This window comes from Jeongeupia wiesaeckerbachi, assembly GCF_050916355.1.
GTDB lineage: Bacteria > Pseudomonadota > Gammaproteobacteria > Burkholderiales > Chitinibacteraceae > Jeongeupia > Jeongeupia wiesaeckerbachi.
The window spans coordinates 3,352,570-3,378,694 of record NZ_CP136946.1 but is presented as its reverse complement, the minus strand read 5'-3'; the positions used below and the strand labels follow the sequence as shown (position 1 = coordinate 3,378,694).

The following is a 26,125-nucleotide window of genomic DNA, read 5'->3' as shown; positions in this document are numbered from 1 at the left end:
GAAAATGGCAGTCTAGTTTAGGCCTGCAATCGCCAGGACGATCGGTACAGACTGCACCGTGTTGAAACGGTGCAGTCTGGGAACGGCTTGGAACCTATTCCAATCGGCGAGCGAGCCAAGGCAGTTTGGCGCCGCCCGAAGCGCAGAAAACGGCTTGGGCGTGGCGTCCATGCGGACGCCCCCTTGGTGGCACCCTTGGGGCGTTCGGCGTATCGGGCGGGGCAAGCTGCAAGGGCTTAGCCGCCTGAGGGGGGGCTTAGTGGCCGCCGAGCGGCAGCACGGTCCGGCCGTAGGTTTCGTTCAGCACTTCGGCGATAGCGGTGTAGAACGCCGAGGCGCCGCAAATGAGGCCCACCACGCCGGCGCAACGCGTCAGCGCCACGCTACCGCTGAGTTCCGCCGCGCCGAGCAGGAAGAAGAGGATGGTCAGCGTGGCGAACACCACGCGGGTGGCCAGGCTGGCGCGCAGTGTGGCGGCAAACAGGCAGAGCGTGAACAGCCCCCATACCAGCATGTAGGCGCCCATGCCGTCGGCGTTCTGCGCCTCGGCCAGACCGAGCTTGGGCAGCACGAGCAGCGCGACCAGCGAGAGCCAGAACATGCCGTACGAAGTGAACGCAACGGTGCCGAAGGTATTGCCCTTCTTCCATTCCATGATCCCGGCGATGACCTGTGCCAGCCCGCCGTAGAAGATGCCCATGGCCAGAATCATGCTACCGAGCGGAATCCAGCCGACGTTGTGGATGTTGAGCAGCACGGTGGTCATGCCGAAGCCGAGCAGGCCGAGCGGCGCGGGGTTGGCGGTGGTGTCTTTGGTTTGAACGAGCTGAGTGTCCGTCATGATGGTACCTATCGTTTGAAGCAATATCGTTTAAAACAAAACCTGACGCAGGGCGTCGGGCATGAAAAAAGAGGAAGGCCTGTCGGTTCGACAGGCCTTCGGGGCCGTGAGGATGATGCCGGTGCGGGGTTCACCGGTATTTGCGGCGGATCAAATGTGCGTCAACTTAGTTGACCCAGAACGGCCCATTCGCGGATGTGACGCATCATGTCGATGTCCATCTGCCGGTAGGCCGCTTTCAGATAAGCCGCGTAATTGACTTCGCCTTCGCTGGCGCCCGGCTCAGGCTCGGGCACCGGCGTGTCATAGACAAAACGCAGGAAGAGATGGCCTTCTTCCGGCGATTCCAGCGTGATGGCCAGCGCGCCGCCCAAATGCTCGGCGTTGGCTTCGGTGTCGAATCGAATCCCCGCGTGCAGCGCCAGCGTGATCCGGTCACGGACGACGAATTGGCCGAAATCGACTTCGCGCAGCAGCCAGCCGTCGCCGCGTTCAAGGATCGCCACGCGCTCGATGTGCTCGAGAAAGCGCTGTGGCGCCTCGACGCGCTGCATCAGGCCCTGCCACAGTTGCTCGATGGTCAGCGCAACGACAGCCGGATTATTGGCGTCGTTGACTTCGATCAGGTGCTCGAAGCGCATGCTGCCGGGCCTCGATCAGTGATGGCGGCCACCGCCACCATGGCGGCGCGGCGTCGAGAACAGGGCGGCAATCGGCGTATTCTCGTTCGAAGCCGGCTGCTGGTGATCCCAGCGCGAGTTGTCGCCGCCACCGCCTTGCTGGCGGCGGTTGCCCGCGCCTTGACCCTGGCCCTGGCCTTGACCCGTCGCGTTGCCGCGCGGCGGGCGATTGCCGTTGGCCTGACCTTGACCTTGGCCCTGGCCTTGGCGTTTTTGGCCCTGACCTTGGCCTTGGCCCTGACGCGGCTGGCCGCTGCCTTGTCCACCCTGGCCGCGCGGCTTGCCGCCCTGGCCCTGTCCTTGCGGGCGCGGCTTGGCCGGCTGCTCGCCGTTGCCACCTTGGCGGCGCGGCTGGCTTTCACCCTCGGCGCGCGGCTGACGTTGCTGGCGCTGCTGACCTTGGCCCTGACCTTGTCCGCCCTGGCGGCGCGGTTGTTGTTGCTGACCGCGTCGACCCTGCAGGATCGGTTCCGGCTTGGCATCCGGATCGGGCTCGAAGCCTTCGATCACTTCCTTCGGGATCGGGCGCTTGATCAGTCGTTCGATGTCGGCCAGCAGCTTGTGCTCGTCGACGCAGACCAGCGAAACCGCTTCACCTTCGGCGCCGGCACGACCGGTACGGCCGATGCGGTGCACGTAGTCCTCGGGGACGTTCGGCAGCTCGTAGTTGACCACGTGCGGCAGTTCGTCGATATCGATGCCGCGTGCGGCGATGTCGGTGGCGCACAGCACTTGCAGCGTGCCGGCCTTGAATTCGGTCAGCGCACGGGTGCGGGCGCTCTGGCTCTTGTTGCCGTGAATCGCCAGCGCGCTGATGCCGTCCTTGTCGAGCTGTTCGGCCAGACGGTTGGCGCCGTGCTTGGTGCGGGTGAATACCAGCACCTGGAACCAGTTGTGCTGCTTGATCAGATGCGCGAGCAGCTGACGCTTCTTGTCGCGATCGACCGGGTAGATCTTTTGCGAAATCGTGTCGGCCGTGGCATTGCGACGGGCGACTTCGATCAACGCCGGGTTGTCGAGCAGCTTGTCGGCGAGTGCCTTGATGTCGTCGGAGAACGTCGCCGAGAACAGCAGGTTCTGGCGCTTGGCCGGCAGCAGGGCCAACACTTTCTTGATGTCATGGATGAAGCCCATGTCGAGCATGCGGTCGGCTTCGTCGAGCACCAGCGTGTCGATGTGGCTCAGATCAACGGTCTTCTGCGACGCGTGGTCGAGCAAGCGACCCGGCGTGGCGACGAGGATGTCGATCTTGCCCTTGAGTGCCTTGATCTGCGGATTGATGCTGACGCCGCCGAACATGACCATCGATTTGATGTCGCTGTACTTGCCGTAGACGCGCACGCTTTCTTCGACCTGGGCGGCGAGTTCGCGCGTCGGGGTCAGCACCAGCACACGGATCTTGCCGTGGTCGGTCGGATTGCGGGCGAGGCGTTCGAGAATCGGCAGCAGGAAGCCGGCGGTTTTGCCGGTGCCGGTCTGGGCGCCGGCGAGCAGGTCGCCGCCATTGAGAATGGCGGGAATGGCCTGGGTCTGGATCGGGGTCGGTTCGGTGTAGCCGGCATCCTGCACGGCACGCACGAGTACGTCACTCAAGCCAAGGGAAGAGAAGGTCATAGACTATCCGGTGTGATCGGCCGGCCGCCTTTCACGGGCGCCAGTCTGCGGCAGATCTGGTGTTTGGGTTGGTTCGGACTGGAACGACAACGGAGCGGTCACATGCCGGCTAGAGCCGGAACATTGCATCGGACCACTATGAAACGGAATCGCATTATACGATAGCCGGGCGACAATGCCAGTAGCTTATCGCCCGGGTGGCGGGGGAAATTGTTACGCGTCGGCCTTGGGGCGGACGATCACGCATTGATAGACGCCGCCGAAGTAGGTGCGCTTGTCCCAGCTGAAGCGGTTGGCGTGCGTCGCGTAGTGCTGGATTTCATGCTGCCAGAGCGCGTTGGCAAACGGTTCGAGCCAGGCGTTGACGAGCTTGAGTATCCAGCGGATCGGCTGCCACAGCGCGGGCCGGTGGTAGTCGACGAATACGGCTTTGCCGCCTTCGGGCAGTTGCGCCAGCATATGATCGACGATGTCGCGTTTTTTGTAGTCAGGTACTTCGTGCAGCAGGAAGAAGCTGCAGATCAGGTCGTACGGCGTGTCGGCGGTGTGCTTGGCGGCATCGGCGCGAATGACGCTGGCCCAGGGTTTGTCGGCGAGTTTGGCCTCGCCATGCGCGACCTGTGCCGGGGTGATGTCGGTCAGGTCGAACGCGCCATCCGGGCCGACCTTGTCGGCGACGCGGCTGACGAGATCGCCGTAGACGTGGGCGACCTGCCAGACGCGCGAGCCGGATTCGATCTCGTTCAGATAGGCACGCATCAACCGTTGGTCGTTGCAGAACAGCAGCGTCTTGACCACGAGGTTGTGATCGAGCCGGTCCACCTGCGACGGGTCGACGTAGGCCCAGTCGTAGACGTCGATCAGGTAGTCGGGTACGCCGTCATAGGCGGGGCCGGTTTTGCGGGGCGGGGCCAGGGTCTGCGTGGTCATCGTGCGCTCCTCGTGGGTCGGATCGAGACCAGCATCGCTTGCCGTTGGCATCGCGGCTTTGCGCTAAACCAAATTTTGCGATTTGTAGTGGCGGCACCGGTACAACATCAACGAGGTAGGCACAATCCCCCAGATGGCCTAGACCGCAGCCGCAGCAGGTGGCCGGGGCGCGCCGGTGATCGGCGTGCCGTCTGCTCACCAAGGGATGCTGCGACCGTCGTAGGTGATGAATCGGCCGGTGTCGGCCGCTTGCAGCCCGGCGATGACATCGTGCATGCCGCGTACCGAGGTCGCGGCATCGATCAGCGCGTAGGCGCCGCCCATGTCGGTCTGGACCCAGCCGGGATGCAGCGCCACGCAACAGTGCCGGCCGGCAAGGTCTCGCGCCAGGCTGACCGTTGCGGCGTTGAGCGCTGCCTTGGCGCTGCGGTAGTGGTAGTCGCCGCCGCTGCCGTTGTCGGCCATGCTGCCCATCTTGCTGGAGATGTTGACGATGACCGCGCGTGGCGCCAGACGCGGTAGTAATGCTTCGACGATCTTGACCGGCGCGATGGCATTGGTGGCCAGGGTTTCGAGCCAGGTGCCGACGTCGGTGCCGCCGAGGTCTTGCATCACGCCGCCGTAGATGCCAGCGTTATTGATGAGCAGATCGATTCGGGCATCGCCAAGTTGCGAGGCCAGTGTCGCCACCGTGTCCCAGTCGGTGACGTCGAGTGGCAGGACCGTCAGCGCGGGCTGTTGCGCCAGATCGGCCAGATCGGCTGGCTTGCGGCATGTGGCGACAACCTGCCAGCCGGCGGCCAGATACTGCTGGACGAATTCGCGTCCGATGCCGCGGCCGGCACCGGTAATGAAAAGGGTTTTGGACATGCTGAACAAGGTGTTGTGGTGCACGGGCGCGAGCTTGCGCTGTGTTGCATCGCTCTGCAAGGTAGGGATGGTTTTGCTTGTGGCCGTTGGTGCACACGCCACCGAAGTTTACAAATGCCCGGACGGCAAGGGGGGCGTGCTGTACACCCAGACGAAATGCCCCGGGGGTACGCCGCTGTCCGGCGGCAAGGGTTCGTTCTCGGTGGTGCCTGCGCCCAAATTGCCGCCGCCGACAGCCAAAGTCGAGCCGCCGCCGTTGCCGACGCCGGTCGGCGCCCCCGAGCGCGCGGCATCGCGGCGCCCCGATCCGGATGCGCCGCTGACCGACAACTGCAATGTCGACAATCCGGACTACGATCCCTACTTCTGCACGCCGGGCAATCTTTGGACGGTCTACGGCCAGCCTTACGGTCCGCGACCTCGGCCACCGTACCCGCGTCCGCCCCGGCCGCCGCATCCGCCGCACAAACCGGTTCCGTCGCTGGTACCGCAACCACTGCCGCAGCCGGTTCCGCAGCCCATTACCCGGCCGCAACGCTGATCAGCCGAAGCGCACGCCTTGCGCCAGCGGCAGGGCGTGGCCGTCGTTGAGGGTGTTGGTCGCGCGGCGCATATAGTGCTTCCACGCGTCCGAGCCCGATTCGCGGCCACCGCCGGTGTCTTTTTCGCCACCGAAAGCGCCGCCGATTTCGGCGCCCGAGGTGCCGACGTTGACGTTGGCAAGCCCGCAATCGGAGCCGGCCGGGCCGATGAAGGCGCCGGCTTCGCGCAGATCGGTGGTGAAGATCGCGCTCGACAAGCCTTGGGATACGGCGTTGTTCAGCGCAATCGCATCGCTCAGCCGCGCATAGCGCATCAGGTAAAGCAGCGGCGCAAAGGTTTCCTCGTGGACGACGTCGGTTTGTTCGGGCATCGCCAGCAGGGCGGGCCGGACGTAGCAACCGCCATCGGGAATGTTGCCGCCGGCACGGACCTGCCCACCGCCGATCAGAATGCGCCCCCCCTCGATTTCGGCGCGTGTCAGCGCCGCGTGCATGCGCTTCATCGCCGCCTCGTCGATCAGCGGGCCGACCAGCGTCGCCGGCAGGCGCGGATCGCCGATGCTCAGGTGCTGGTAGGCGGTGATGAGTTTTTCCTGCAGTGCATCGGCAATGTCCTCGTGAACGAAGAGCCGGCGCAGGCTGGTGCAGCGCTGGCCGCAAGTGCCGGCTGCGGAAAAAACGATGGCGCGCGTGGCCAGTTCGAGATCGGCGCTGGGCGTGACGATGGCTGCATTGTTGCCGCCGAGTTCGAGCAGGCTGCGCCCCAGCCGCGCCGCGGCGTGTTGCGCCACCGCCCGTCCCATGGCGACCGAGCCAGTGGCCGAGATCAGCGAGACGTGACGGTCGCCGGCCAGATACTCGCCGACGCTGGCATCGCCCTGTACCAGCTGGATCAGCCCGCTGGGTGCACCGTCGAAGTCGCGCAGCGCGTCGAGCACCAGCGCCGTCGCGGCCAGTGCGCTGAGTGGCGTTTTCTCCGACGGCTTCCACACAACGGCATCGCCGCAGACCAGTGCCAGCATTGCATTCCAGGCCCATACGGCCACCGGGAAGTTGAATGCGCTGATGACGCCGACAACGCCGAGCGGATGCCATTGCTCAAGCAGCCGGTGCTGCGGACGCTCGCTGGCGATGGTCAGCCCATGCAGTTGCCGTGACAGGCCGGCGGCGTAGTCGCAGACGTCGATCCACTCCTGCACCTCGCCCTCGGCTTCGCTGCCGATCTTGCCGGTCTCGAGCGTGATCAGCTGCGCCAGCAGGGTCTTGTGATTGCGAACCGCTTCGCCGATGCGTCGGACCAGCTCGCCGCGCCGCGGGGCGGGGACTTCGCGCCACGTCTCGAAGGCCACCATGGCGCAGCCGACGGCGGCCCTGACTTCGACCGCGCTGGCGGGCAGCAGCTTGCCGTGGTCTTGCGCATCGATCGGGCTTTGTAGCTGGCGTGACGGCGTTGACGGGTAGTGGGCAATGCCGTCGATGACGGCGCCGGGCCAGCAGTCGGCCTGTTGCCACCGGGCGAGCCCCAGCGGGGCGATGAGATCGGTCAAGGTGTACATGGTGACCTCCGCGTGACGCGGGTCGCGTCAGATCGGGATTTCTTCTGCATATCGGTCGATCGCGTAATACCGACCGAAGCGGTTGGCGAGGAAGCGGTCGAGCGGAACCTGTTCCTGGGCGACGAAGCCGTGGCTGCCATCGTTGAGTTCGCCGTCGAAGTGCAGATCGAGCACCGCGCAGGCGCTGGCGGCGGTGGTGAGCTGGATTGCGCTCCAGGCCTCGCCGAACAGCTCGCGGTGGTAGATCTTGCGGGCGTCGGTGATCTGGCGGAACTGACCGTCGATCATCCCCGACACCGAGACGAATACCAGTACGACATCCTGCAAGGTGATCGGGACCGCGTGCTCGAGCAGGGTCTTGAGCTGACGCCGGCCGGAACGGCTGGCGCCCAGGCGCAGGCCGTTGACGAGAAAGTCCATCAGGTAGCGGTGGCCGGCATAGCGCACCGTCTTGTAATTGAGCGTATGCACCCGGCGGGCCAGTGTTTCGCACAGGGTGCCGAGACCGCCGGAGGTGTTGAAGGCTTCGTATTCGAGCCCGTCGAGTGCGAAATGCTCCAGCCCTTCGAGCGCCTGAACCTCGCGGCGCTGGCCGTCGACGATCGCTTCGCAGGCATTGCAGTACTCGTTGATCAGGCCGTCGGTCGACCAGGTCAGGTTGTACATGATCGGGTTGTTCGGATACTGCGGCAACGCGCCGACGCGCATTTTTACGGTATCGAGCGTGTCGAAGCGGCGGGCGAGGTCGGCGGCGAGGATGCCGATGAATCCCGGGGCCAGGCCGCATTGCGGCATGAAGATTTGCCGCTGCGCCGCATGCTCGGCCAGGCGGCGGATCTTGCGCGTGGTAGCAACATCCTCGGTCAGATCGAAATAGCTGGCGCCACTGGCGAGTGCGGCGCGGGCGATGGCCGGATTGGCGTCGAAGCTGGTGGCCGACAGCACGGCGGCTTGGCCCTTGAGGCAGTCGGCAAGGCTCGCTGCGTCGCTGGTGCGGAGTTCACGGGTGCGGACCGGTGCCCGGGCGGCCATGCGCTGCAAGGCCGCGGCGTCACGGTCGGCGAGGGTGACGTCGTAATCGCCGCTGTGGACCAGCAGTTTGGCGATGCTGGCGCCGATTTTGCCGGCGCCGATGATCAGCACCGGTGTCATTGGCGCGGGTTCCGGTGGGTCGATTCGAAAATCCGGCTGGCGCTCGCCGCGACGAAGCCCTGGTACAGGCGGCCATCGACATCGGGATAGCGGCGGGCAAATTCGTAATAACACGTCGGCACCACATGCATTTCGCCACCGGCGAAGGCGACCGGCTGGCGATCGGCCAGCGTGGCGGCCTGTTCGAGCAGCTCGGCCGGCGTGCCCTTGATCTCACCGCCTGCGTCGTTGATTGCAAAACCGGCGGCGCGGACGCGCTCGACCACGTCTTCGAGCGTCGTGGGCGCCTGCAGCCGGTGCACGGCAACGGTGAAATGGTTAGCGTGCAGGCCCAATGCCGCCAGCCAGCCGGCGTATTCGCTTTCCATCGCCAGGGTCCGGTAGTTGCTGTAACTGATCGCCGGCCAGACGCGGCCGGCGCTGAATACGGCGGGGGTATCGGCGAGCGCCGGGTCGATGCTGTCGAACATCGGCGTGAGGATGTCCTGCGCCACCGTCGACAATGCGCTGACGTGCAGCTCCGACAGGAAGATCAGCGGCGCGTCCGGATCGGCTGGCACATAGCCCCATGCGGACAAGTGCTTGTCGGGAAAGGAATAGGGCGCATGGCGCCGGTAGCCCAGGTCGAACAGCCTGGGTTCGAGCCGGGCCAGACTAAGCGGGCCGGTGTCGAAGGTGCGAAACGCGACGTGATCGTTGATGACGGTGGGATTGTCGGCGGCAAACAGCGCGTGGATGCGGGCTGATTGCGGCGCGATCGCAATGTAGTCGTCCCACAGCGAGGCAAAGAAGGCTGCGTTGTCCATGGCCGCATCCCGAACGACAATGCTTCAGCATAGTGCGTGCTGCTACTGGTGTGGCGGACGTCGGCATGCCGGGGCGGGCGCTCGCCGGTCGATTGCTGCGTTGAACGGTGCGCAAAGCGCTGGATCATGAGGCAGCTTGCGTAAATATCAGCCACTTGCAACGAAAAGTGCGCCTCGTGGTAATCCATCACACGACGTACTACGGCTAGGGGATTAATATCGACAGCTCCTTAACCGTACCTGACAACCCGCGAGCCGACCCATGAACGCCGTTGCAGACCTCAAGCCCGACGCCCTTTGGCGCCACTTCGCCACGCTGTGCAGCTTTCCGCGCCCGTCCAAGCACGAAGCCGCGCTGCGGGACTATCTGCGCGACTGGGCGCTGGGGCGTGGCTTGGTTGCGGAGCTTGATGAGGCCGGCAATCTGCTGATCCGCAAGCCGGCGAGCCAGGGCATGGAAGGTCGCGTTGGCGTGGTGCTGCAAGGCCACCTCGATATGGTGACCCAGCAAAATGAAGGGCGGGGGCATGATTTCCACCGTGATCCGATCCAGACGCGATTGCTGGACGGCTGGGTGCATGCCGACGGCACGACGCTGGGGGCCGACAACGGCATCGGCGTCGCCGCGGCACTGGCGCTGCTCGAGGCGGACGACATTCCGCATGGCCCGCTTGAGGTCTTGCTGACGCTGGACGAAGAAGCCGGCATGAGCGGCGTTCAGGCGCTGCGCGCGGGCTGGCTGCAAGGCACGCTGTTGTTCAACCTCGATACCGAGGAATGGGGGCAGTGCTACATCGGCTGTGCCGGTGGCGTGGACGTGACGTACAAGCGCGCGACCCAGTTCGAGTCCTTGCCGGCCGACTGGCGAGCCATTGAGGTGGCGCTGACCGGCTTCCGCGGTGGCCATTCCGGTGCCGACATCCACAAGCAGCACGGCAGCCCGATCCGCGCGCTGGCGCATCTGGCACTTGATGCAATCGAGCGCTACGGCGCACGCATTGTGTCGATGCGTGGCGGGACGCTGCGCAATGCCTTGCCGCGCGAAGCCTTTGTGACGCTGGCCTTGCCGGCGGGCGCTGTGCCCTGGCTCGACGATCTGGTCGGCCAATGGCGCGACGGACTGTCGGTGCGGCTGCGCCAGGTCGAACCGAACGTGCAACTGGCGGTGGCGCCGGTCGACGCGATGCAGGCGCTGAGCGAAAACTGCAGTCGTACGTCGATGGAGCTGCTGGTGGCCACTCATCATGGCGTATTCCGCTGGAGCCCGGACATCGAAGGCGTGGTGGAGACCTCGGCCAATCTGGGCGTCGTCCACATCGATGTCGTTCATGGCTTCGAGGCGGTGACGATGGCCCGATCGCTGAATGCCTACGGCCTGTCCGATATCAAGCGCAAGCTGCGCGCCACCGGCCGTCTGGCTGGTGCCGTGGTGATCGAAAGCGGCGAATATCCGGGTTGGGCGCCCGATCCGGCGTCGCCGGCATTGGCGCTGCTGAAGCAGGTCTATCGGACGCAATTTGATGATGAGCTTGCGGTCGAAGTGATCCATGCCGGACTCGAATGCGGCTTGATCGCCGCCAAATACCCGGACATGGACATGGTGTCGTTCGGTCCGACGATCCGTGGCGCGCATTCGCCCGATGAGCGGGTCGAGGTCGCATCGGTCGAAAAATTCTGGTCGCTGCTCAAGGCGGCTGTCGCGGCGGTGCCGGCAGCCTGAACGATCTCGGCTATGCTGGGTAGCAATCAGTGACCCGGAGTCAGCCGTGAACGATGACCTAGTCAGCCCCAACGCGCCGGACGATGCGTCCCGGCGCGTTTTCATATCCGGCGCGATCGCCGCCGGATTTGCCCTAGCGGTCCGTCCGGTTGCGGCGACGACGATCGACACCGATGAAGGTGGCTTGAAGGTCGATACCGTGCAGATTCCGGCTGCCGGGGGCGTGATGCTGCCAGCGTATCGGGCGATGCCCGAAGGTGCGAAGGCGCCGCTGCCGACGGTCATCGTCGTGCAGGAAATTTTTGGCGTTCACGAGCACATCCAGGCGGTGTGCCGACGGCTGGCCAAGAGCGGTTATCTGGCGATCGCGCCCGAGCTGTACTTCCGCCAGGGGGATCCGCGCAAACTTCCCGAAGTCGACCAACTGATGAAACTGGTGATGAGCGTGCCTGATGCGCAGGTATTGTCCGATCTGGATGCCACCGTCGCCTGGGCGTCGCGCAATGGTGGCGATGCCAAGCGCATGGCCATCACCGGCTTTTGCTGGGGAGGACGAATTGTCTGGCTTTACGCTGCACGCAACCCGCCGCTGAAGGCGGCGGTGGTGTGGTACGGGCGCCTTGCCGGCACGGTATCGGCCAATACGCCGAAGCAGCCGCTGGATGTGGCTGCCGAGATCAGAATGCCGGTGCTGGGCCTGTACGGCGGGCAAGACAAGGGCATCTCGGCCGAATCGATTGCGCAAATGCGTGCCGCGCTGAAGGCAACCAAGGCGCCGACCGATATCATCGTCTACCCCGATGCCGGGCACGGCTTCAATGCCGATTACCGTCCCAGCTACAACGAAGCAGCGGCGCGCGACGGCTGGCAGAAAATGCTGTCTTGGTTCAAGCAGCACGGCGTTTAGCGCGCTGCGCCACGCACGAAAAAGCCGGCAGAGCCGGCTTTTTTCATGAGGCCATTTTCAGGCCGACCACCCCGGTGACGATCAGCGCAAGAAAGAACACCCGAACCGGGCCGAGCGGATCGCCGAACCAGATGATGCCGCCGATGGTCACGCCGACGGCGCCAAGCCCGGTCCAGATTGCGTAGGCCGTACCGGCGGGAATGCCTTTCATCGCGAACGATAGCAATGCCATATTCAGGAATGACAAGCCGACCGAACCGCCGATGACCCACGGATTGGGGTGCAGCTGCACGTACTTGAGCGACAGCGCCCAGATGATCTCGGTGAAGACGGCGATGCCGAGGACGAGCCAGTAATTGGTCATGATTGCTCCAAGGTAATACGGGCTCGGAAACAACAGATCCACCTCGGAAACCCGAAAGAGAGGTGGTTCCGGTGTGTCAGCGGCCGGCTAGTGCATCCAGTGCTGGCCCGGTGACGCGGCAAACGCGCCAGTCCGGCAGCACGGTAGCGCCGATCGATTCGTAGAATCCGATCGCGTTGGCATTCCAGTCGAGCACGCTCCATTCGAAGCGCCCGCAATCGCGTTCGCGCGCCAGCTGTGCCAAGTGGGTCATCATGGCCCGGGCATGGCCACGACCGCGTGCGGCCGGCCGGACATACAGGTCTTCGAGGTACAGGCCGCGACGGGCGAGGAAGGTCGAGTAGTTGTGGAAAAACAGCGCAAACGCGACGGTTTCGCCGGCCAGTTCGCCGATGATGCATTCGCATGCCGGATGGGGGCCGAACAGGCTGGCGGCGAGCTTGGCTTCATCGGCGCTGACCAGGTGGGCAAGGGCTTCGAACTCGGCCAGCTCACGGATCATGGTCAGGATTTCGGCAACGTCATCCGGTCGCGCGCTGCGAATGGCAAAAGACATTTCAATACTCCCAAAAAGCAAAACGGGCGGTCAGGCCGCCCGTTTCTTCAACTGGTAGATACCTTGTTACTTTACTTGGCCGATCATATACAACGCTGCGGCCTTGAATTCCTCGTCGGAACCGGCATAACCACCTTTGGGCGGCATCGCGTTCAGCCCCTTGATGCCGATGGCAACGGCGGCGTCGGCCCCTTCCTTCAGGCGTGGGCCCCAAGCGGCCTTGTCGCCAAATTTCGGCGCACCGGCTGCACCGCTGCCGTGGCAGGCAATGCAGGTCGACTCGTAGATTTCCTTGCCCTTTGTCGCCGGATCCACTGCGCCACCCGCACCACCGGCAACCGGCGGTTCGGTGAATTTGGCGCCGCCAGCGTTGGCCATGAAGGCGACCGCGCGCTTCACTTCATCGTCCGACAGGTCGGGCGAGCCACCCTTGGCCGGCATGGCGTTGAAGCCCTTGATTGCATGGGTCCACAGCGTTTCGAAACCCTTGCTGATCCGCGGCGCCCAGGCGGCGGCATCGCCGAACTTCGGCGAGCCCGACAGGCCCGTGGCATGACAGGAAAGACAGATCGCTTCGTACACCGACTTGCCGGTACGTTGTCCCGGCGGCGCGCTGTCGACGATCTTGGTGTGGCCCACTGGCATCAGCCGCGACGCAATGGCTTCACCGGTCATCGTGTTGCTGCCCAGATCGATGCCGCTGCCCGAGGTGAACAGTTTCACCACGAGATAGATGAATACCGGAATACCGACGAGCGCGGTCAGGATCAGACCGACGACGCTTTTTGCCGCAGATGCGTTGGAGCCGCTCATGCTGCCATCCCTATGCAATTGAAGTCTTGTTTGTGGAACTGCAGAAGTACCTATTTTTGTGGCGGCAATTATACCGGCAAAGACGCCCATCATAAAGTCGCGTGTAGACGCGCGTGCAGCGACACGCTATGATCGCTCCCCTTGGCGTTGCGTCCGTAGCTCAGTTGGATAGAGTGTCAGTTTCCGAAGCTGAAGGTCACAGGTTCGATCCCTGTCGGGCGCACCAGTAAAACAAGGGCTTAACCTTAGCGGTTAGGCCCTTTTTTACGTCCGCTCACCTCGTCGTGAGCTACCCGTCGCTAGCAGTTGTAGCGCAGTTTGCGCTTTTTCTCTGCGGCAAATTCCGCCGCTAGCCATTTCTCCCCTCCCTGATTCTCGTGGGTTTGTCCTGCTTGAGACATTGTCGTTCGATTGCGGGTGCTGGCCGAGTTATTTCGAAGCACGTATCCCGATTGCAGCGGTGCGGTCTCGTCTGATTGAACCTCGTTTCGCTAAAAAGCGTCGCTCTTTCAATAGCAAAGCCATCTTGCCGCGATTTGGATTGAGCGTGAGGCAATGGCTGTGCGCGGCTAGCTACAACTAAGGCGCTTCGCGGCGCGATCAACAGCGGCAAGCGGTAGTCGGTCTCGCGGACAGCAATGGGCTAGGTTGTGATCCCACGGAAGGCTGAGCGTCCGTACGTGCAGTTGTCCAAAAAAGACCGCCATGACCCCGGTGTAGGCCTGTTGCGAAACGGCACCATTGCCGCGCGTGGCGGACATGTGTTGGGGCATCGTTTGCAAGTCGTACGAAATGCGGCGTCGCCAAGCCCCGATGAGGGCAGGCCCTGGGGGCTGCCGGTATGCGATCAGTGGGGTGCCGACCCTGCCAGCTTGCCCGTTAACGCGGCGTCATGCCGGGGGGCTGCCGGCGGCTCGGCGGCATTGTGATGCGGGTGCTTCAGCTTGCTGAGCAGTACGTGCGGGCTAAGGCCGTCCTCCGGGTGGCTGCAGGCCTGGATGGCGATATCGAGCGCCACCGAATGGCCGGCGACATCAAGCGGGGTGTGCATCGCGCTGAGCAGGTTCGCGCGCAGCTGTGCCGAATCGGCTGTGGTTTGCGACAGCACAGCAAAGGCATGCTGACCCCAGCGAACAAGCAAATCGTCTTTTGAAGTTGCTTCCCGAAGTCGCAATGCACAGGCTTGGGTCAATGCGCGTTCGTGCCGGCGTCCCAGTTTGGTCAGCAGCGCCTCGGAGCCGTTGATTTCGATCAGGGCGAGTACGAAATGCTGGTGCGTGGCGCCTTCGCCGGTGGTCAGGTGCAGCAGCGTTTCCTTGAGCAGCGTGCGATTGGGAAGTTGGGTCTCGGCGTCGGTGTAGGTCAGCTGATACAGACGCTCGGCCTCCTGCTGTTGATGCCGATGTTGCGCGGCACGCGCTGCGGTTTGCGCATCGTTGCGTGACAGCATCAGCGTGCCCATCAGGATGACCGCAGTGACGCTGGCCAGCGGCAAGCCGCCCCAGTTGCCGGACAGGCCATTGGGGGTGGTGCAGATGGTTTGGGCGGAAAATTGCGCTGCTGCCATGCCGGTGTAATGCATGCCGACGATGGCGAGCCCCATCACCAGCGCCGAGGCCAGCCTTGCCTGGCTGAAGTGCTGGGAGTCGTGCGAACGCAGCCGAAAGGCGATGACCAGGGCGACTGCCGATGCGGAAACCGCGATCAGCGCCGAGGCGATAAAGCGGATTGGATCGTAATCGATGCTCGGGGCGATCTGCATGGCGGCCATGCCGGTGTAGTGCATCACGCAGATGCCGGTGCCCATCAGCAGGGCGCCCCAGGCGATGGTGCGATAACCCAGCTGGGCGCGGCTGACCGCCCAGAGCGCCAGCATCGACACGATGATGGCGGCGACCCACGACATCAGCGTGAGCCAAGGGCTGTAGGTCACAACGATGGGCAACTCGAACGCCATCATGCCGGTGAAATGCATGGCCCAGATCCCGGTACCCATGGCGACTGACCCGCCCATCAGCCACTGGTTGGCGCGGTTGCCGCTGGAGGCGGTAATGCGTCCGGCCAGATCGAGTGCAGTGTACGACGCCAGCGTGGCGACCAAGTACGACACAAGGACTAGCAGCAGATCGTAGCTTCCGTTCATGGTCTACCTCGCGGATCGAGTATTAGCTATTTCTTATGGTTCGACCTGTGAAGCATTTCAATGCGTGAAAGAATTTGGGCGATGAACGGAGTGACTGATGTTGGCTTTGCGGCAGAGCCGGCGCCGGATTGCCGTTGCGTGATTCGAGCGGGAAGCCGCCTGTCGCTGGACGACAAGCGGCGGCGTGACGCCGTCGTCAGGCGGCTTGCCAGGCCAACCGGTCGTGTAGTGTGACCACGGTGCCGACGATGATCAGTGCCGGTGGTTTGATGCCCTGCTGTTCGATCAGCGCCGGCAGCGTCTCCAGCGTGCCGGTGACGACGCGCTGCTCGGTGGTGGTGGCCTTTTCGACGATCGCCGCAGGCGTGTCGGCAGCGCGGCCATGGGCAATCAACTGGGCGCAGATATGCGCTGCTTGTTTCACGCCCATATAGATCACCACGGTTTCGGACGGACTGACCAGGCGTGGCCAGTCGAGTTCGATGGCGTCGCCGCGCCGGTGGCCGGTGACAAAGGTGACCGATTGGGCGTGGTCGCGGTGGGTCAGTGGAATGCCGGCGTAGCACGACGCGCCAGAAGCCGAGGTAATGCCGGGGACGACTTCGAAATCGACGCCGTTGGCCGCCAGTTCCTCGATCTCCTCGCCACCACGGCCGAAGATGAACGGGTCGCCGCCCTTGAGCCGCAGTACCGCCTTGCCGGCCTGCGCCAGCTTGACCAGTAGCTTGTTGATTTCTTCCTGCGGCAGCGCGTGGTTGTTCGATTTCTTGCCGACGTAGATGCGTTCGGCGTCGCGACGGACGAGTTCCAGAATCGCCGGTGCGACGAGGTTGTCGTACAGCACGACGTCGGCTTGCTGCATCAGCCGCAATGCGCGGAAGGTCAGCAGATCCGGGTTGCCGGGGCCGGCGCCGACCAGGTAGACGGCACCGCGCTGCAGGCTTGTCGCATCGGCGCTGTCGAGGCGCGCTTCGAGTTCGGCCAGCGCGCCGGCTTCGTTGCCGGCCAGCGCTTTTTCTGCCGCCGCGCCTTCCAGCGCCGTCTCCCAGAAGCGTCGGCGCGCACGTTCGTCGTCAAACCGTGCCTTGACACGGTCACGCAGGGCGCCGGCCAGCCGCGCCAGTACGCCGTAGCCGTGTGGCAGCGTGGCTTCGATGCGCGCACGCAGCTGGCGCGCCAGCACCGGCGCGGCACCACCGGTCGAGATCGCCACCATCAGAGGCGAGCGATCGACGATGGACGGGACGATGAAACGGCATTTCGCCGGAGTGTCGACGACGTTGACGAGGATGTTGCGCGCTTCGCACTCGGCGTGGACCTTTGCATTGACGTGCTCGTCGTCGGTGGCGGCGATGACCAGCCGCATGCCGGCGACGTCGTCACGGCTGAACGTGCGCGGCCGGTGCGCCAGCTCGCCGCTGTCGCGCCATTGCGCCAGTTGCGGCACCAGCTCCGGTGAAACGACGGTGATTGCGGCGCCGGCCGATTTCAGCAGGCTGGCCTTGCGCAATGCGACATCGCCGCCGCCGACGATCAGACAGGGTTGGCGCTGGAGGTCGAGAAACAGCGGGAAGTAATCCATGGGTGGGCATCGGCTAACGGTAAGGCTCGATTTTCGGTGAAATCCGCCCCGACGTCCCGGGCTTTTTGTGTGGCAGTCGCTAGCTGCGACAACGCAGCGCCTGAACCGACATCAGCCCCTGCGCGTCGGTCCAGCTGGCTTCAATCTGCCAGCCGGCACGGGCAGCGAGCTCGGCAAAGCGTGCCTGCGTGTACTTGTAGCTGTTTTCGGTATGAATGCTTTCGCCAGCGGCAAAGTCGAAGTGATGGCCGTCGACGCGGACGGTTTGCGCCCGGGTGGCGACGAGGTGCATTTCGATCCGGCGGGCGTCGGTGTTGTAGAAGGCGTGGTGACGGAAACCTTGCAGGTCGATCTGCGCGTCCAGTTCGCGCCGGATGCGGGCCAGCATATTGAGGTTGAAACGCGCGGTGACGCCGGCCGCGTCGTTGTACGCGGCGTTCAGCGTGGCGGGAGATTTCTCCAGGTCGACGCCGATGATGAAGGCCGCGCCGGGGCCGAGTGTATGCGCGGCACAGGCGAGAAAGTGCTCGGCTTCGTGCGGCTCGAAGTTGCCAATGGTCGAGCCGGGAAAGAAGCCGACTTTCGGGCTGTGGGCCGCTGCAGCCGGCAACGCGAACTCGGTGGTGAAATCGGCCGCGATGGGCCAGACCGGCAGCGCCGGGAAATCCCGGTGCAGCTCCTCGGCTTCCTGTGCCAGTAGTTCGACCGAAATGTCGACCGGCACGTAGCCGGCGAGCCGCGGCAATGCATCAAGCAGCTTGCGGATCTTGGTGCTGGCGCCACTGCCGAATTCGACCAGCACCGCACCGGCCGGTACGTGGGCCGCGATGTCGGACGCGTATTGGCCGAGGATTTCCAGCTCGGCGCGCGTGACGTAGTACTCGTCCAGCCGGGTGATGTCGAGGAACAGCGCCGAGCCGGCCGCATCGTAGAAATACTTGGGTGACAGCCGCTTGGGCGTGGCGCCGAGGCCGGCAATCACGTCGGCCATGAAACGGGTTGTGTCATCGTGCATTGCTGCGTCCTCGGTCAGTCGGCGAGCCGCAGGCCACTGAATTGCCAGCGCTGGTGCGGATAGAAGAAATTCCGGTAGCTGGGCCGGGCATGGCCGGCGGGTGTGGCGCACGAGCCGCCGCGCAGCACCAGCTGGTTGACCATGAATTTGCCGTTGTACTCGCCCAGTGCGCCGGTGGCCGGGCGAAAGCCCGGGTAGGGGGCGTAGGCGCTGGATGTCCATTGCCAGACGTGCCCGAACGCATTGGCGAGCTGGCCGCTGGCCTGGGCGACTTCCCATTCGGCTTCGGTCGGCAGGCGCCGGCCGGCCCAGCGGGCGAAGGCGTCGGCTTCGTAATAGCTGATGTGGCAGACCGGCTGCGCCGGGTTGATCTCGCGCAGGCCGCCCAGGGTCAGGCTGAGCCATTGGCCGTCACGCCGCTGCCAGTACAGCGGCGCCTGCCAGCGCTGCGCATGGGGCCAGCCGTCCGAGAGCCACAGCGTTGGCGTCGAGTAGCCGCCGTCGGCGATGAACGCCAGCCAGTCGGCTTGCGTGACCAGCTGTGTGGCGACACGGTAGTCCTGCAGCCACGTGGTATGTTGCGGCGTTTCGTTGTCGAAACAGAAGCCATCGTCCGGATGGCCGACCCGGTACGTACCGGCGGCGAGCGCGACGTCGGTAAGTGCGCTGGTGGCGAGGGACGGCCACTCCCAGTCCGGTACTGCAGCCGGGTTCAGCGGATTGTGCGAGAAGGCGTGGAGGATGTCGGTGAGCATCAGCTCCTGATGCTGCTGCTCGTGTTGCAGGCCCAGCTCGAGAATCGGGAGCAGTGCGTCGAGCTGCTCGAGTGTCGCGGCCGTCAGTAAGGTGGCAACTGCGACGTCGACATGATTGCGGTATGCACTGATCTCGTGTGCGGCGGGGCGGGTGAGTAGTCCGCGTTGCGGACGTTCATGGCGCGGGCCGAGCGAGACGTAATACGAGTTGAACAGGAAGGCGTAGCGCGGATCGAAACAGCGGTAATCGGAGAGGAACTGGCCCAGCAGAAATTGCTCGAAGAACCAACTGACGTGGGCGCGGTGCCACTTGGTCGGGCTGGCATCGGGCATCGATTGTACGGTCTGGTCTTCCGGTGACAGCGCGACGGCGAGTGTCTCGGTATGGGCGCGGATTTGCCGGTAGCGTGCGAGCCAGCCTGCGGCAGTCGCGGGCGGGCTACAGTCACCGGTTGTGACAGGTGCATTCATCCACGACTCCTGCGAGCGAGAACCCCAACATAGGTCAGGCCTGTGGACGCTGCTAGCGATCTCCGCGGGACGGTTGTGCCGGGTTTGATCTGCCGCACGTGCGCCGGGGCGTGTTGTTGATAACGTGGTGTTTTTCAGGAGCGGTGAAATGTGGATTTGGCTGTGGGTAGGGACATTGGTGCTGGCTTCGGGGGCTGCAGAGGCGGTGACGCCGCAAGCGCTGGCGAACAGCAAGAGCTGCATGGCCTGCCACAGCATGACGCAGAAAATCGTTGGCCCGGGCTTCAAGCAGGTTGCCGACCGCTATCGGGGCGACAAGGGCGCGGCGGCGAAGCTGGCGACGAAGATCCGCAAGGGCGGCTCGGGTGTATGGGGGCCGATGGCGATGCCACCGGCTGCAGTCACCGATGCCGAGGCGCAACAGCTGGCGACGTGGATTCTGTCGCAGAAATAAGCGCCAAAGAAAAAGCCGCCCGGAAGGGCGGCTTTTTGCTGGCGTGACGACGATGCCGGCTTATTCAGATACGCAGTCGACGTAATACTGCTTGGTGCCGCCAGTGGCATCGACCACCAGACCGTGGATGTAGGCGTCGAAACCCGGGAAGCGGGCGTTGAATTCGCGGACGAAGCGTACGTAATCGACGATGGTCTTGTTGAACACCTCGCCCGGCACCAGCAGCGGAATACCCGGCGGGTAGGGGGTGAACATCACTGCGGTGATGCGACCTTCCAGCTCATCGATCGGCACGCGCTGGATCTCGCGATGCGCCATTTTGCTGAACGCCTTGGCTGGCTTCATCGCCGGGGTCAGGTCTGACAGATACATCTCGGTCGTCAGCCGCGCGACGTCGTGCTTCTTGTAAATGTCGTGGATCTGCTGGCACAGCTCGTGCAGGCCGATGCGCTCGTACTGCGGATACTGCTGGATGAAGTCCGGCAGGCAGCGCCACAGCGGCGTGTTCTTGTCGTAATCGTCCTTGAACTGCTGCAGCGCGGTCAGCATCGTGTTCCAGCGGCCCTTGGTGATGCCGATGGTGAACATGATGAAGAACGAGTACAGGCCGGTCTTCTCGATCACCACGCCGTGTTCGGCAAGGTATTTGCTGACGATGGCGGCCGGGATGCCGGTGGCGTCGAACTCGCCGCGCACGTTCAGCCCCGGTGTGAGGATGGTCGCCTTGATCGGGTCGAGCATGTTGAAGCCTTCGGCGATATCGCCGAAGCCGTGCCAATCCTCGCCTGCCTTGAGCATCCACGCATCGCGGTGGTCGAGGCCCTCGTCGGTCAGGTCGTCCGGCCCCCAGACCTTGAACCACCAGTCGGCGCCGTACTCCTCATCGACCTTGCGCATCGCGCGGCGGAATTCCAGTGCTTCGGACAGCGATTCTTCGACCAGCGCGGTGCCGCCCGGCGCTTCCATCATCGCAGCGGCGACGTCGCACGAGGCAATGATCGAGTACTGCGGCGACGTCGACGTATGCATCAGATACGCCTCGTTGAAAATGTCGCGGTCGAGCTTGTTGTCCTCGGCGTCCTGCACCAGGATCTGCGAGGCTTGGCTCAGGCCGGCGAGCAGCTTGTGCGTCGACTGGGTCGAGAACACCATCGAGTCCTTGCAGCGCGCCCGGCCTTCGCCGATGGCGTGGTAATCGCCGTAGAAATCGTGGAAGGCCGCGTGCGGCAGCCAGGCTTCATCGAAGTGCAGCGTCTCGATTTCGCCGTCCAAGAGGCCCTTGATTTCCTCGACGTTGTACATCACGCCGTCGTAGGTCGACTGGGTGATCGTCAGCACGCGCGGCTTCACATCCGGATTGGCTTCGAGCTTTTCGCGGCAGAACGGGTTGGCGAGCATCTTCTTGCGGATGTTCTCCGGCTCGAATTCGCTGCGCGGAATCGGCCCGATGATGCCGTAGTGGTTGCGCGTCGGCGTCAGGAAGATCGGCACCGCGCCGGTCATCATGATCGCGTGCAGGATCGATTTGTGGCAGTTGCGGTCGACCACGACGATGTCGCCCGGCGCCACGGTGCTGTGCCAGACGATTTTGTTCGACGTGCTTGTGCCATTGGTGACGAAAAACAGGTGATCGGCATTGAAAATGCGCGCGGCATTGCGTTCGGACGCCGCGACCGGGCCGGTGTGATCGAGCAACTGACCGAGTTCATCGACGGCGTTGCAGACGTCGGCGCGCAGCATGTTCTCACCGAAGAACTGGTGGAACATCTGGCCGACCGGGCTCTTGAGGAAGGCCACGCCGCCCGAGTGACCCGGGCAGTGCCACGAGTACGAGCCGTCTTGCGCGTAGTTGACCAGCGCGCGGAAGAACGGCGGCGCCAGCGTGTCGAGGTAGCTTTTCGTCTCGCGAATGATGTGGCGCGCGACGAATTCCGGCGTGTCCTCGTGCATGTGGATGAAGCCGTGCAGTTCGCGCAGCACATCGTTCGGGATGTGGCGCGCGGTGCGCGTTTCACCGTACAGATAAATCGGGATGTCCGGGTTGCGGCGGCGGATTTCGGCGACGAAGGTGCGCAGGCTGTTGAGCGCGTCCTGCGTCTCCTGTGGCGTTCCGCCACCGAACTCCTCGTCGTCGATCGACAGGATGAAGCCCGCCGCGCGGCTTTGCTGCTGCGCGAACGACGTCAGATCGCCATAGCTGGTATAGCCGATGACATCCACGCCCTCGGCCTCAATGGCCGCGGCCAGCTCACGGATACCGGAGCCGCTGGTGTTTTCGGAGCGGAAATCTTCGTCGATGATGACGACGGGGAAGTAAAAACGCATGCGAGTGTCCTTATAAAGCACAAGCTGCGCTGGCGGCACGGGGACGGCGAGGCGTTTTACCCGGCCTGAGGCGCTGAGGTAAATGGGGCGCGGCACCTCTGGCGATCGTGGGGTTAGGTAGAACCCCAGTCGTTGCCGGCCTTGGACGTCCCGGAAAGGGCGGTATCTTAAACGAGAAATGTGATGCCTGATACCCGATCGCGCCGCTACTTTTGCTTACTGCCACAAGCTCGGCACATTGGGCGGTTCCCAGCCTGCTTGAGAGGTGTGTGCCTGTCTGCAGGTGTAGACAGTGCCGTTATATCTCACCTTGTCCCCGGCTTTATAGGCGACGTTTGCACTCCAGGGCGCAATGTTCGGGGTCGGTGTTGATGTGGGTGTTGATGTGGGTGTTGATGTGGGTGTTGATGTGGGTGTTGATGTGGGTGTTGATGTGGGTGTTGATGTGGGTGTCGAGGTCGGTACGCCTGATGGTGTGCCGGAAGGTGCGGGAGTTGGAGAGGGGGGAGCAACAACCGCCGAGGTGTTGAGTGGGACGTTGCTCATCATCACCACGCTCTGGGCCTGGTTTTGGCTGTCGTTCCAGGTCACTGTGACCTGTACACGCCGTGCAGTGACTCCCGAGCCTGAGCTCGTTGTCACGGCTATCGTGTAGTTGGTGGTTTTGCCGGTTTGCGTGCTGGTCGTATTGGCAACACTAGCGCCGGCCAGCATGGTTTTGCGTGCTTGTTCGAGTTGGGTCTGGGCAATGGTGACCGCGTCATTGCGTTCACCGGCGACGGTTGTACCTCTCAGCATGCTCCCGTCGAATCGTGCCAATACAATGGCCGCCCCGCCAATGATGACGGAGGCAACCAGTACTTCAATCAGGCTGAATCCGCCTTGCTTGTTCAGTGTTTGTCTGGGCATTAGAAATCAATCCAGGAGCCGGTCGCAGAATTGGCGGTGATATCGGTCGGTGGGTGAATGGCGCTTGGATCATAGGTGACGTGCAATGCGCCTTGAGCGGCGTGCGTCGTTGATAGGGATGGATTGTCACCATCGGTTTTGCCATTGGTGACATTGGTTCCAATATATGTGGGCAATAAGGTGCCCAGTGCGGCTGCATCGACATAACCGCCAAATGCCGCGGCACCGATAACTTGGGCAGCACCATTAAGCAATACATTCTGACCGTAAAGAAAGCCGGTGACGGTGACCGAGGCTGTGATGTTGCCGTTTACAATCACGGTTTTTCCCCCTCCAATGGTGCAGTTGCTGCTTAGGTTTCCTTCGTACCAAACGAGTTTGACAGTTGATGCAACGGAAGAAGGACAGCTGCCGTCGGTGACGACAATGGCGGTCGGTGGACTCGCCGTGGCCCCCGCATCCGCCTTGGCCTTGAGTGAGGCTTTGGTTTCGCCACCGAAAATCTTCGAGAAAAAATCAGCTTCACTGAGTGCATTGAGACCGGTGTTTTGCTCAAGGCTACCGGCACTTAAGCTTTGCGTCCCACCGAATGTATAAGAGTCGCCAACCAGAACGGCGCAAGCAGGCGCGGGGGCTGCCGGATTGGGCTTGTCGACCGTAATCGAGCCGCGCATGTCAAAATAATCCTTGGTGGTCAATGCGCTGCCGCCATAGGTGATGCCTCCAGTCAATTGTGCCGAGCGACGAATCAAGGCCTTGGGCTGGCTGCCGTCAGCGCAAGCTGGGCTGTTCGATGTGGGGGTGGCTACGCTCTCGTCGGCGCAGCCTTCACTGTAAATGTTGACTTTGCTGCCTTCGATCGAAGCGCGTGCACGATATGCGAGGTTGGGGTCGCTCAACCCTGTTGAGTCGAGCAGGGCGACGCGCTGGGTAAAGTAGCGATCCGCAGCAAACAACTTGGTATTGCCGCTGGCCGCATAAGGAGCTTTGAATTCGTAAGGCTGTTGGCCAAGATTGGAAAAACAGCTCCCGGAGCCGCTCGCAGCTGTTGATTTTTGCAGAATGATGGTGCTGCCGTCATTGCTGGTGTTGCTGTCGCTCAGCAATGCAAGATCGGCTTCAACCTGGGCGGCCAGTTCGTTTGCCCCCGCTTCGGCGGCTTCAAATGACTTCAGGTATTGATACTGGTTGCTCGAGCTTTTCTGGAAAATGAAGGCGTTTCTGCTGGCGTAAAGAACCGCAATCGTGGCAATGAAAACCAGAATCAGCGTAACCGCAAGCGTTGCGAGTCCTCGTTGTCGGATTGGTTGAAACGTCGACATGATTTTCATTGTTTCACCGGTAAATTTCGGATCTGAATCAATTCAGTCAGGGTGCGGCTTTCCGAGTTGTCGGGCGTGGTGCCGGTCAAACTGATTTGTACGCTTTGTACGAGCTGCACGCTGCTGCCGGAGGGAGTGACATAGCTCGGGGTTATCGTGAGTTGAGTCACTTTGAACTGATCGACGGTATTTAACGCCTCCCACCCGCTGCCCGTGCAATTGGTAACTGCAATATTGGGTGCGGACATCAGCAAAAAGATGCGATTGCTGCGATCTGGATTGGTTGAGTCAGCATTGACAAACTGGATGCCAGTAATTTCATCGTTGGTAATGGTACCTGCGCCGCTAGGGGCAACGCCGCCCAAGGGAGTGGTTTGCCGGTCGTAGCGAAAGACGGCACAGGTGAAGTCGTTGCCACCGCTCGTGAGTGGCGTGGACAACCATATTTTTCTGAATTGCTTCGTTGCATCGGCTCCATCGTCGGAGCCTAGTGCGCTATAACCGGCGCGACGCAACTCGCGCGTCAAAATACTCATTGTTGTCTGCAACTCCTGTTGCAGCGTGATGCTTCGGACAGCCTGCCTGCTACTGGAGAGACTGCTGAGGCCGACCGAGGCAGCTGCACCTAGCAAAATCAGGCCAATCGCGAGCGTTACCAGGATTTCGACCAGAGAAAGACCTGTTTGGCGACGTGGCGAGATCAGCATGTTTTGTACCCTCCAAACACGGGTTTGGATGTGGGAACGCACAGGCGAGTTAGCCCCGTGATCGACATCTCGATTTTTAGTTGGTACTGATCGACCTCATAAACCACGCTTTGCGCTGTTGTGGCTAGCGAGGAAAATGCTGGAAGTAGTCTGATCGGGTCGATGGTTGTGCCGTCCAGGTTGGTACTTAGGCTATCCATCAAAACGTTCCGGTATTGAGTCGCATCCATGGTGCGTAAATCACAAGCCGCGAGGCTTGTGCAGGGGCTGGTGGTCGTGGCGCGAATGGACCATGTTCTGCCATTTGTCCGAGTGGCCAACAGGTAGACCACGGCGTTTCGTTTCAAGGCTTCGGACTTTGCATACGCGATTAGCGACAAATAGTCGTTTGCGGTGTTTTCCAGCCGCTTCCGGTTGAGGAGGTCGACAAACGATGGAATGCCGATTGCAAGCAAGATGGACAATATTGCGATTGCAACAAGCATTTCAATCAGCGTGAATCCGCGTGCTCGACCTGCCGAATGGGGCGCCATTCAACGACTCCAGCACGTCGATGGTGTTGTACTGGTGTTCCCGTTCTGCACCTTGTAATACAACGTGCTGCACGCGGTGTCAGCCGATTGGCGCCCTTGTGCTACGGCTTTGATGCAATAGGCTGATGACTTGTCCGTAGCGGCCGCAAGATCGCCCGAACAGTTGGTGTCGTTTGCTTTGATGGACAGGCTGTAATAGCTGTTTTCGCTATTCAGCGAAACGGTTCCTGCCGTTGCGCTCAAGCCAAGGTCTGAAAAAAGCTTGCTGTAGGCAGGATTGTTGGCGCGCCACTTTTCTTCCTGTTGAGCGATCTTCTGCACCATGGCATGCGCATCGCTACGCCGGCCTTTCCTTACGTAATCCTGATAGTTTGGCAGGGCGATTGCCGCGAGGATGCCGATGATCGCGATGGTGATCATCAGCTCAATAAGAGTGAAACCCGGATTCTTGTTCATGCTGCCTCCCCGCCCTTCTTCGAGGGCAAGGGGGCATGATAAGGAGTCCTGTCAATACACGGCAATAGTTACTTGAGTGAGGGCTGAAGTGCGTCAAGTAAA

The 26,125-nt window shown here is 62.7% G+C and carries 25 protein-coding genes and 1 tRNA gene; 5 read left to right on the top strand and 21 right to left on the bottom strand.

Going from position 1 to position 26,125, the window contains the following annotated elements:
- Positions 1-256 precede the first annotated feature (256 nt).
- The 5 genes from R0382_RS16275 to R0382_RS16255 form a co-directional block, all read right to left on the bottom strand.
- Positions 257-841, bottom strand: a complete 585-nt coding sequence (locus tag R0382_RS16275; RefSeq protein WP_432720931.1) for an acetate uptake transporter — start codon at positions 839-841, stop codon at positions 257-259.
- 161 nt (positions 842-1,002) lie between these two features.
- Positions 1,003-1,482 carry an SRPBCC family protein gene (locus R0382_RS16270; protein WP_432720930.1) on the bottom strand — a complete coding sequence of 160 codons (480 nt, stop codon included), beginning with the start codon at positions 1,480-1,482 and terminating at the stop codon, positions 1,003-1,005.
- Positions 1,483-1,497: 15 nt separating this feature from the next.
- A complete protein-coding gene (locus R0382_RS16265) occupies positions 1,498-3,135 on the bottom strand; it encodes a DEAD/DEAH box helicase (RefSeq protein ID WP_432720928.1) in 1,638 nt (545 codons plus the stop codon).
- A gap of 213 nt (positions 3,136-3,348) precedes the next feature.
- Positions 3,349-4,065, bottom strand: coding sequence for a rhodoquinone biosynthesis methyltransferase RquA (gene rquA / locus R0382_RS16260; RefSeq protein WP_432720927.1), 717 nt, complete (start codon positions 4,063-4,065; stop codon positions 3,349-3,351).
- Positions 4,066-4,260: 195 nt separating this feature from the next.
- Positions 4,261-4,935: an SDR family oxidoreductase gene (locus tag R0382_RS16255; RefSeq protein WP_432720925.1), complete on the bottom strand. Its 675-nt coding sequence runs from the start codon at positions 4,933-4,935 to the stop codon at positions 4,261-4,263.
- A 67-nt stretch (positions 4,936-5,002) separates the two neighbouring features.
- On the opposite strand from R0382_RS16255, the gene R0382_RS16250 reads away from it, so the two are divergent.
- A complete protein-coding gene (locus R0382_RS16250) occupies positions 5,003-5,476 on the top strand; it encodes a hypothetical protein (protein ID WP_432720924.1) in 474 nt (157 codons plus the stop codon).
- Here R0382_RS16250 and amaB read toward each other — a convergent pair whose 3' ends face one another.
- From amaB to R0382_RS16235, 3 genes are read right to left on the bottom strand one after another with little or no spacing between them, the layout of a single operon-like run.
- Positions 5,477-7,033: an L-piperidine-6-carboxylate dehydrogenase gene (gene amaB / locus R0382_RS16245; protein WP_432720921.1), complete on the bottom strand. Its 1,557-nt coding sequence runs from the start codon at positions 7,031-7,033 to the stop codon at positions 5,477-5,479.
- 27 nt (positions 7,034-7,060) lie between these two features.
- Positions 7,061-8,185 carry a saccharopine dehydrogenase C-terminal domain-containing protein gene (locus R0382_RS16240; RefSeq protein ID WP_432720920.1) on the bottom strand — a complete coding sequence of 375 codons (1,125 nt, stop codon included), beginning with the start codon at positions 8,183-8,185 and terminating at the stop codon, positions 7,061-7,063.
- Positions 8,182-8,991 (bottom strand): DUF1338 domain-containing protein, encoded by an 810-nt coding sequence (locus R0382_RS16235; protein ID WP_432720918.1) that lies wholly within the window; start codon positions 8,989-8,991, stop codon positions 8,182-8,184. Before R0382_RS16235 ends, R0382_RS16240 begins: the two co-directional genes overlap by 4 nt.
- Before the next feature lie 262 nt (positions 8,992-9,253).
- On the opposite strand from R0382_RS16235, the gene R0382_RS16230 reads away from it, so the two are divergent.
- Both R0382_RS16230 and R0382_RS16225 read left to right on the top strand, forming a co-directional pair.
- Complete coding sequence (locus R0382_RS16230; RefSeq protein WP_432720916.1) at positions 9,254-10,711, top strand: aminoacyl-histidine dipeptidase; 1,458 nt, start codon at positions 9,254-9,256, stop codon at positions 10,709-10,711.
- A gap of 46 nt (positions 10,712-10,757) precedes the next feature.
- The gene (locus R0382_RS16225; RefSeq protein WP_432720914.1) at positions 10,758-11,618 is read left to right on the top strand and encodes a dienelactone hydrolase family protein; all 861 of its coding nucleotides are present in this window, start codon (positions 10,758-10,760) and stop codon (positions 11,616-11,618) included.
- Positions 11,619-11,661: 43 nt separating this feature from the next.
- Here R0382_RS16225 and R0382_RS16220 read toward each other — a convergent pair whose 3' ends face one another.
- The 3 genes from R0382_RS16220 to R0382_RS16210 form a co-directional block, all read right to left on the bottom strand.
- The gene (locus R0382_RS16220; RefSeq protein WP_432720912.1) at positions 11,662-11,982 is read right to left on the bottom strand and encodes a DMT family transporter; all 321 of its coding nucleotides are present in this window, start codon (positions 11,980-11,982) and stop codon (positions 11,662-11,664) included.
- Positions 11,983-12,058: 76 nt separating this feature from the next.
- Entirely contained in the window at positions 12,059-12,538 is a 480-nt protein-coding gene (locus R0382_RS16215; protein WP_432720911.1) for a GNAT family N-acetyltransferase, read from the bottom strand.
- Positions 12,539-12,604: 66 nt separating this feature from the next.
- Positions 12,605-13,351: a c-type cytochrome gene (locus R0382_RS16210; RefSeq protein ID WP_432720909.1), complete on the bottom strand. Its 747-nt coding sequence runs from the start codon at positions 13,349-13,351 to the stop codon at positions 12,605-12,607.
- A gap of 149 nt (positions 13,352-13,500) precedes the next feature.
- Between R0382_RS16210 and R0382_RS16205 the strand changes: the two genes are divergently transcribed.
- Positions 13,501-13,577 (top strand) — tRNA-Arg (locus tag R0382_RS16205).
- A gap of 621 nt (positions 13,578-14,198) precedes the next feature.
- On the opposite strand, the gene R0382_RS16200 is transcribed toward R0382_RS16205, so the two are convergent.
- From R0382_RS16200 to egtB, 4 genes are all read right to left on the bottom strand, one after another.
- Complete coding sequence (locus tag R0382_RS16200; RefSeq protein ID WP_432720908.1) at positions 14,199-15,494, bottom strand: MHYT domain-containing protein; 1,296 nt, start codon at positions 15,492-15,494, stop codon at positions 14,199-14,201.
- A 196-nt stretch (positions 15,495-15,690) separates the two neighbouring features.
- Entirely contained in the window at positions 15,691-17,076 is a 1,386-nt protein-coding gene (gene cysG, locus R0382_RS16195; protein WP_432720906.1) for a siroheme synthase CysG, read from the bottom strand.
- Between the two features lie 79 nt (positions 17,077-17,155).
- Positions 17,156-18,091 carry an L-histidine N(alpha)-methyltransferase gene (gene egtD, locus R0382_RS16190; protein ID WP_432720905.1) on the bottom strand — a complete coding sequence of 312 codons (936 nt, stop codon included), beginning with the start codon at positions 18,089-18,091 and terminating at the stop codon, positions 17,156-17,158.
- Between the two features lie 14 nt (positions 18,092-18,105).
- Positions 18,106-19,317, bottom strand: coding sequence for an ergothioneine biosynthesis protein EgtB (gene egtB / locus R0382_RS16185; protein WP_432720904.1), 1,212 nt, complete (start codon positions 19,315-19,317; stop codon positions 18,106-18,108).
- A gap of 148 nt (positions 19,318-19,465) precedes the next feature.
- On the opposite strand from egtB, the gene R0382_RS16180 reads away from it, so the two are divergent.
- Complete coding sequence (locus tag R0382_RS16180) at positions 19,466-19,771, top strand: c-type cytochrome (protein ID WP_432720903.1); 306 nt, start codon at positions 19,466-19,468, stop codon at positions 19,769-19,771.
- 60 nt (positions 19,772-19,831) lie between these two features.
- Here R0382_RS16180 and R0382_RS16175 read toward each other — a convergent pair whose 3' ends face one another.
- The 6 genes from R0382_RS16175 to R0382_RS16150 all read right to left on the bottom strand — a co-directional run bounded on the left by R0382_RS16175 (position 19,832) and on the right by R0382_RS16150 (position 26,023).
- Positions 19,832-22,096: an Orn/Lys/Arg decarboxylase N-terminal domain-containing protein gene (locus R0382_RS16175; RefSeq protein ID WP_432720902.1), complete on the bottom strand. Its 2,265-nt coding sequence runs from the start codon at positions 22,094-22,096 to the stop codon at positions 19,832-19,834.
- A 216-nt stretch (positions 22,097-22,312) separates the two neighbouring features.
- Positions 22,313-23,005, bottom strand: a complete 693-nt coding sequence (locus R0382_RS16170; protein ID WP_432720900.1) for a carbohydrate-binding protein — start codon at positions 23,003-23,005, stop codon at positions 22,313-22,315.
- Positions 23,005-24,336 carry a pilus assembly PilX family protein gene (locus R0382_RS16165; RefSeq protein ID WP_432720898.1) on the bottom strand — a complete coding sequence of 444 codons (1,332 nt, stop codon included), beginning with the start codon at positions 24,334-24,336 and terminating at the stop codon, positions 23,005-23,007. The genes R0382_RS16170 and R0382_RS16165 overlap by 1 nt, the downstream gene beginning before the upstream one ends.
- The gene (locus R0382_RS16160) at positions 24,333-25,034 is read right to left on the bottom strand and encodes a PilW family protein (RefSeq protein ID WP_432720897.1); all 702 of its coding nucleotides are present in this window, start codon (positions 25,032-25,034) and stop codon (positions 24,333-24,335) included. The genes R0382_RS16165 and R0382_RS16160 overlap by 4 nt, the downstream gene beginning before the upstream one ends.
- Positions 25,028-25,567: a GspH/FimT family pseudopilin gene (locus tag R0382_RS16155; RefSeq protein ID WP_432720895.1), complete on the bottom strand. Its 540-nt coding sequence runs from the start codon at positions 25,565-25,567 to the stop codon at positions 25,028-25,030. Before R0382_RS16155 ends, R0382_RS16160 begins: the two co-directional genes overlap by 7 nt.
- On the bottom strand, positions 25,568-26,023 hold the full coding sequence (locus R0382_RS16150; RefSeq protein WP_432720894.1) for a type IV pilin protein: 456 nt from the start codon (positions 26,021-26,023) through the stop codon (positions 25,568-25,570).
- Between the last annotated feature and the right edge of the window lie 102 nt (positions 26,024-26,125).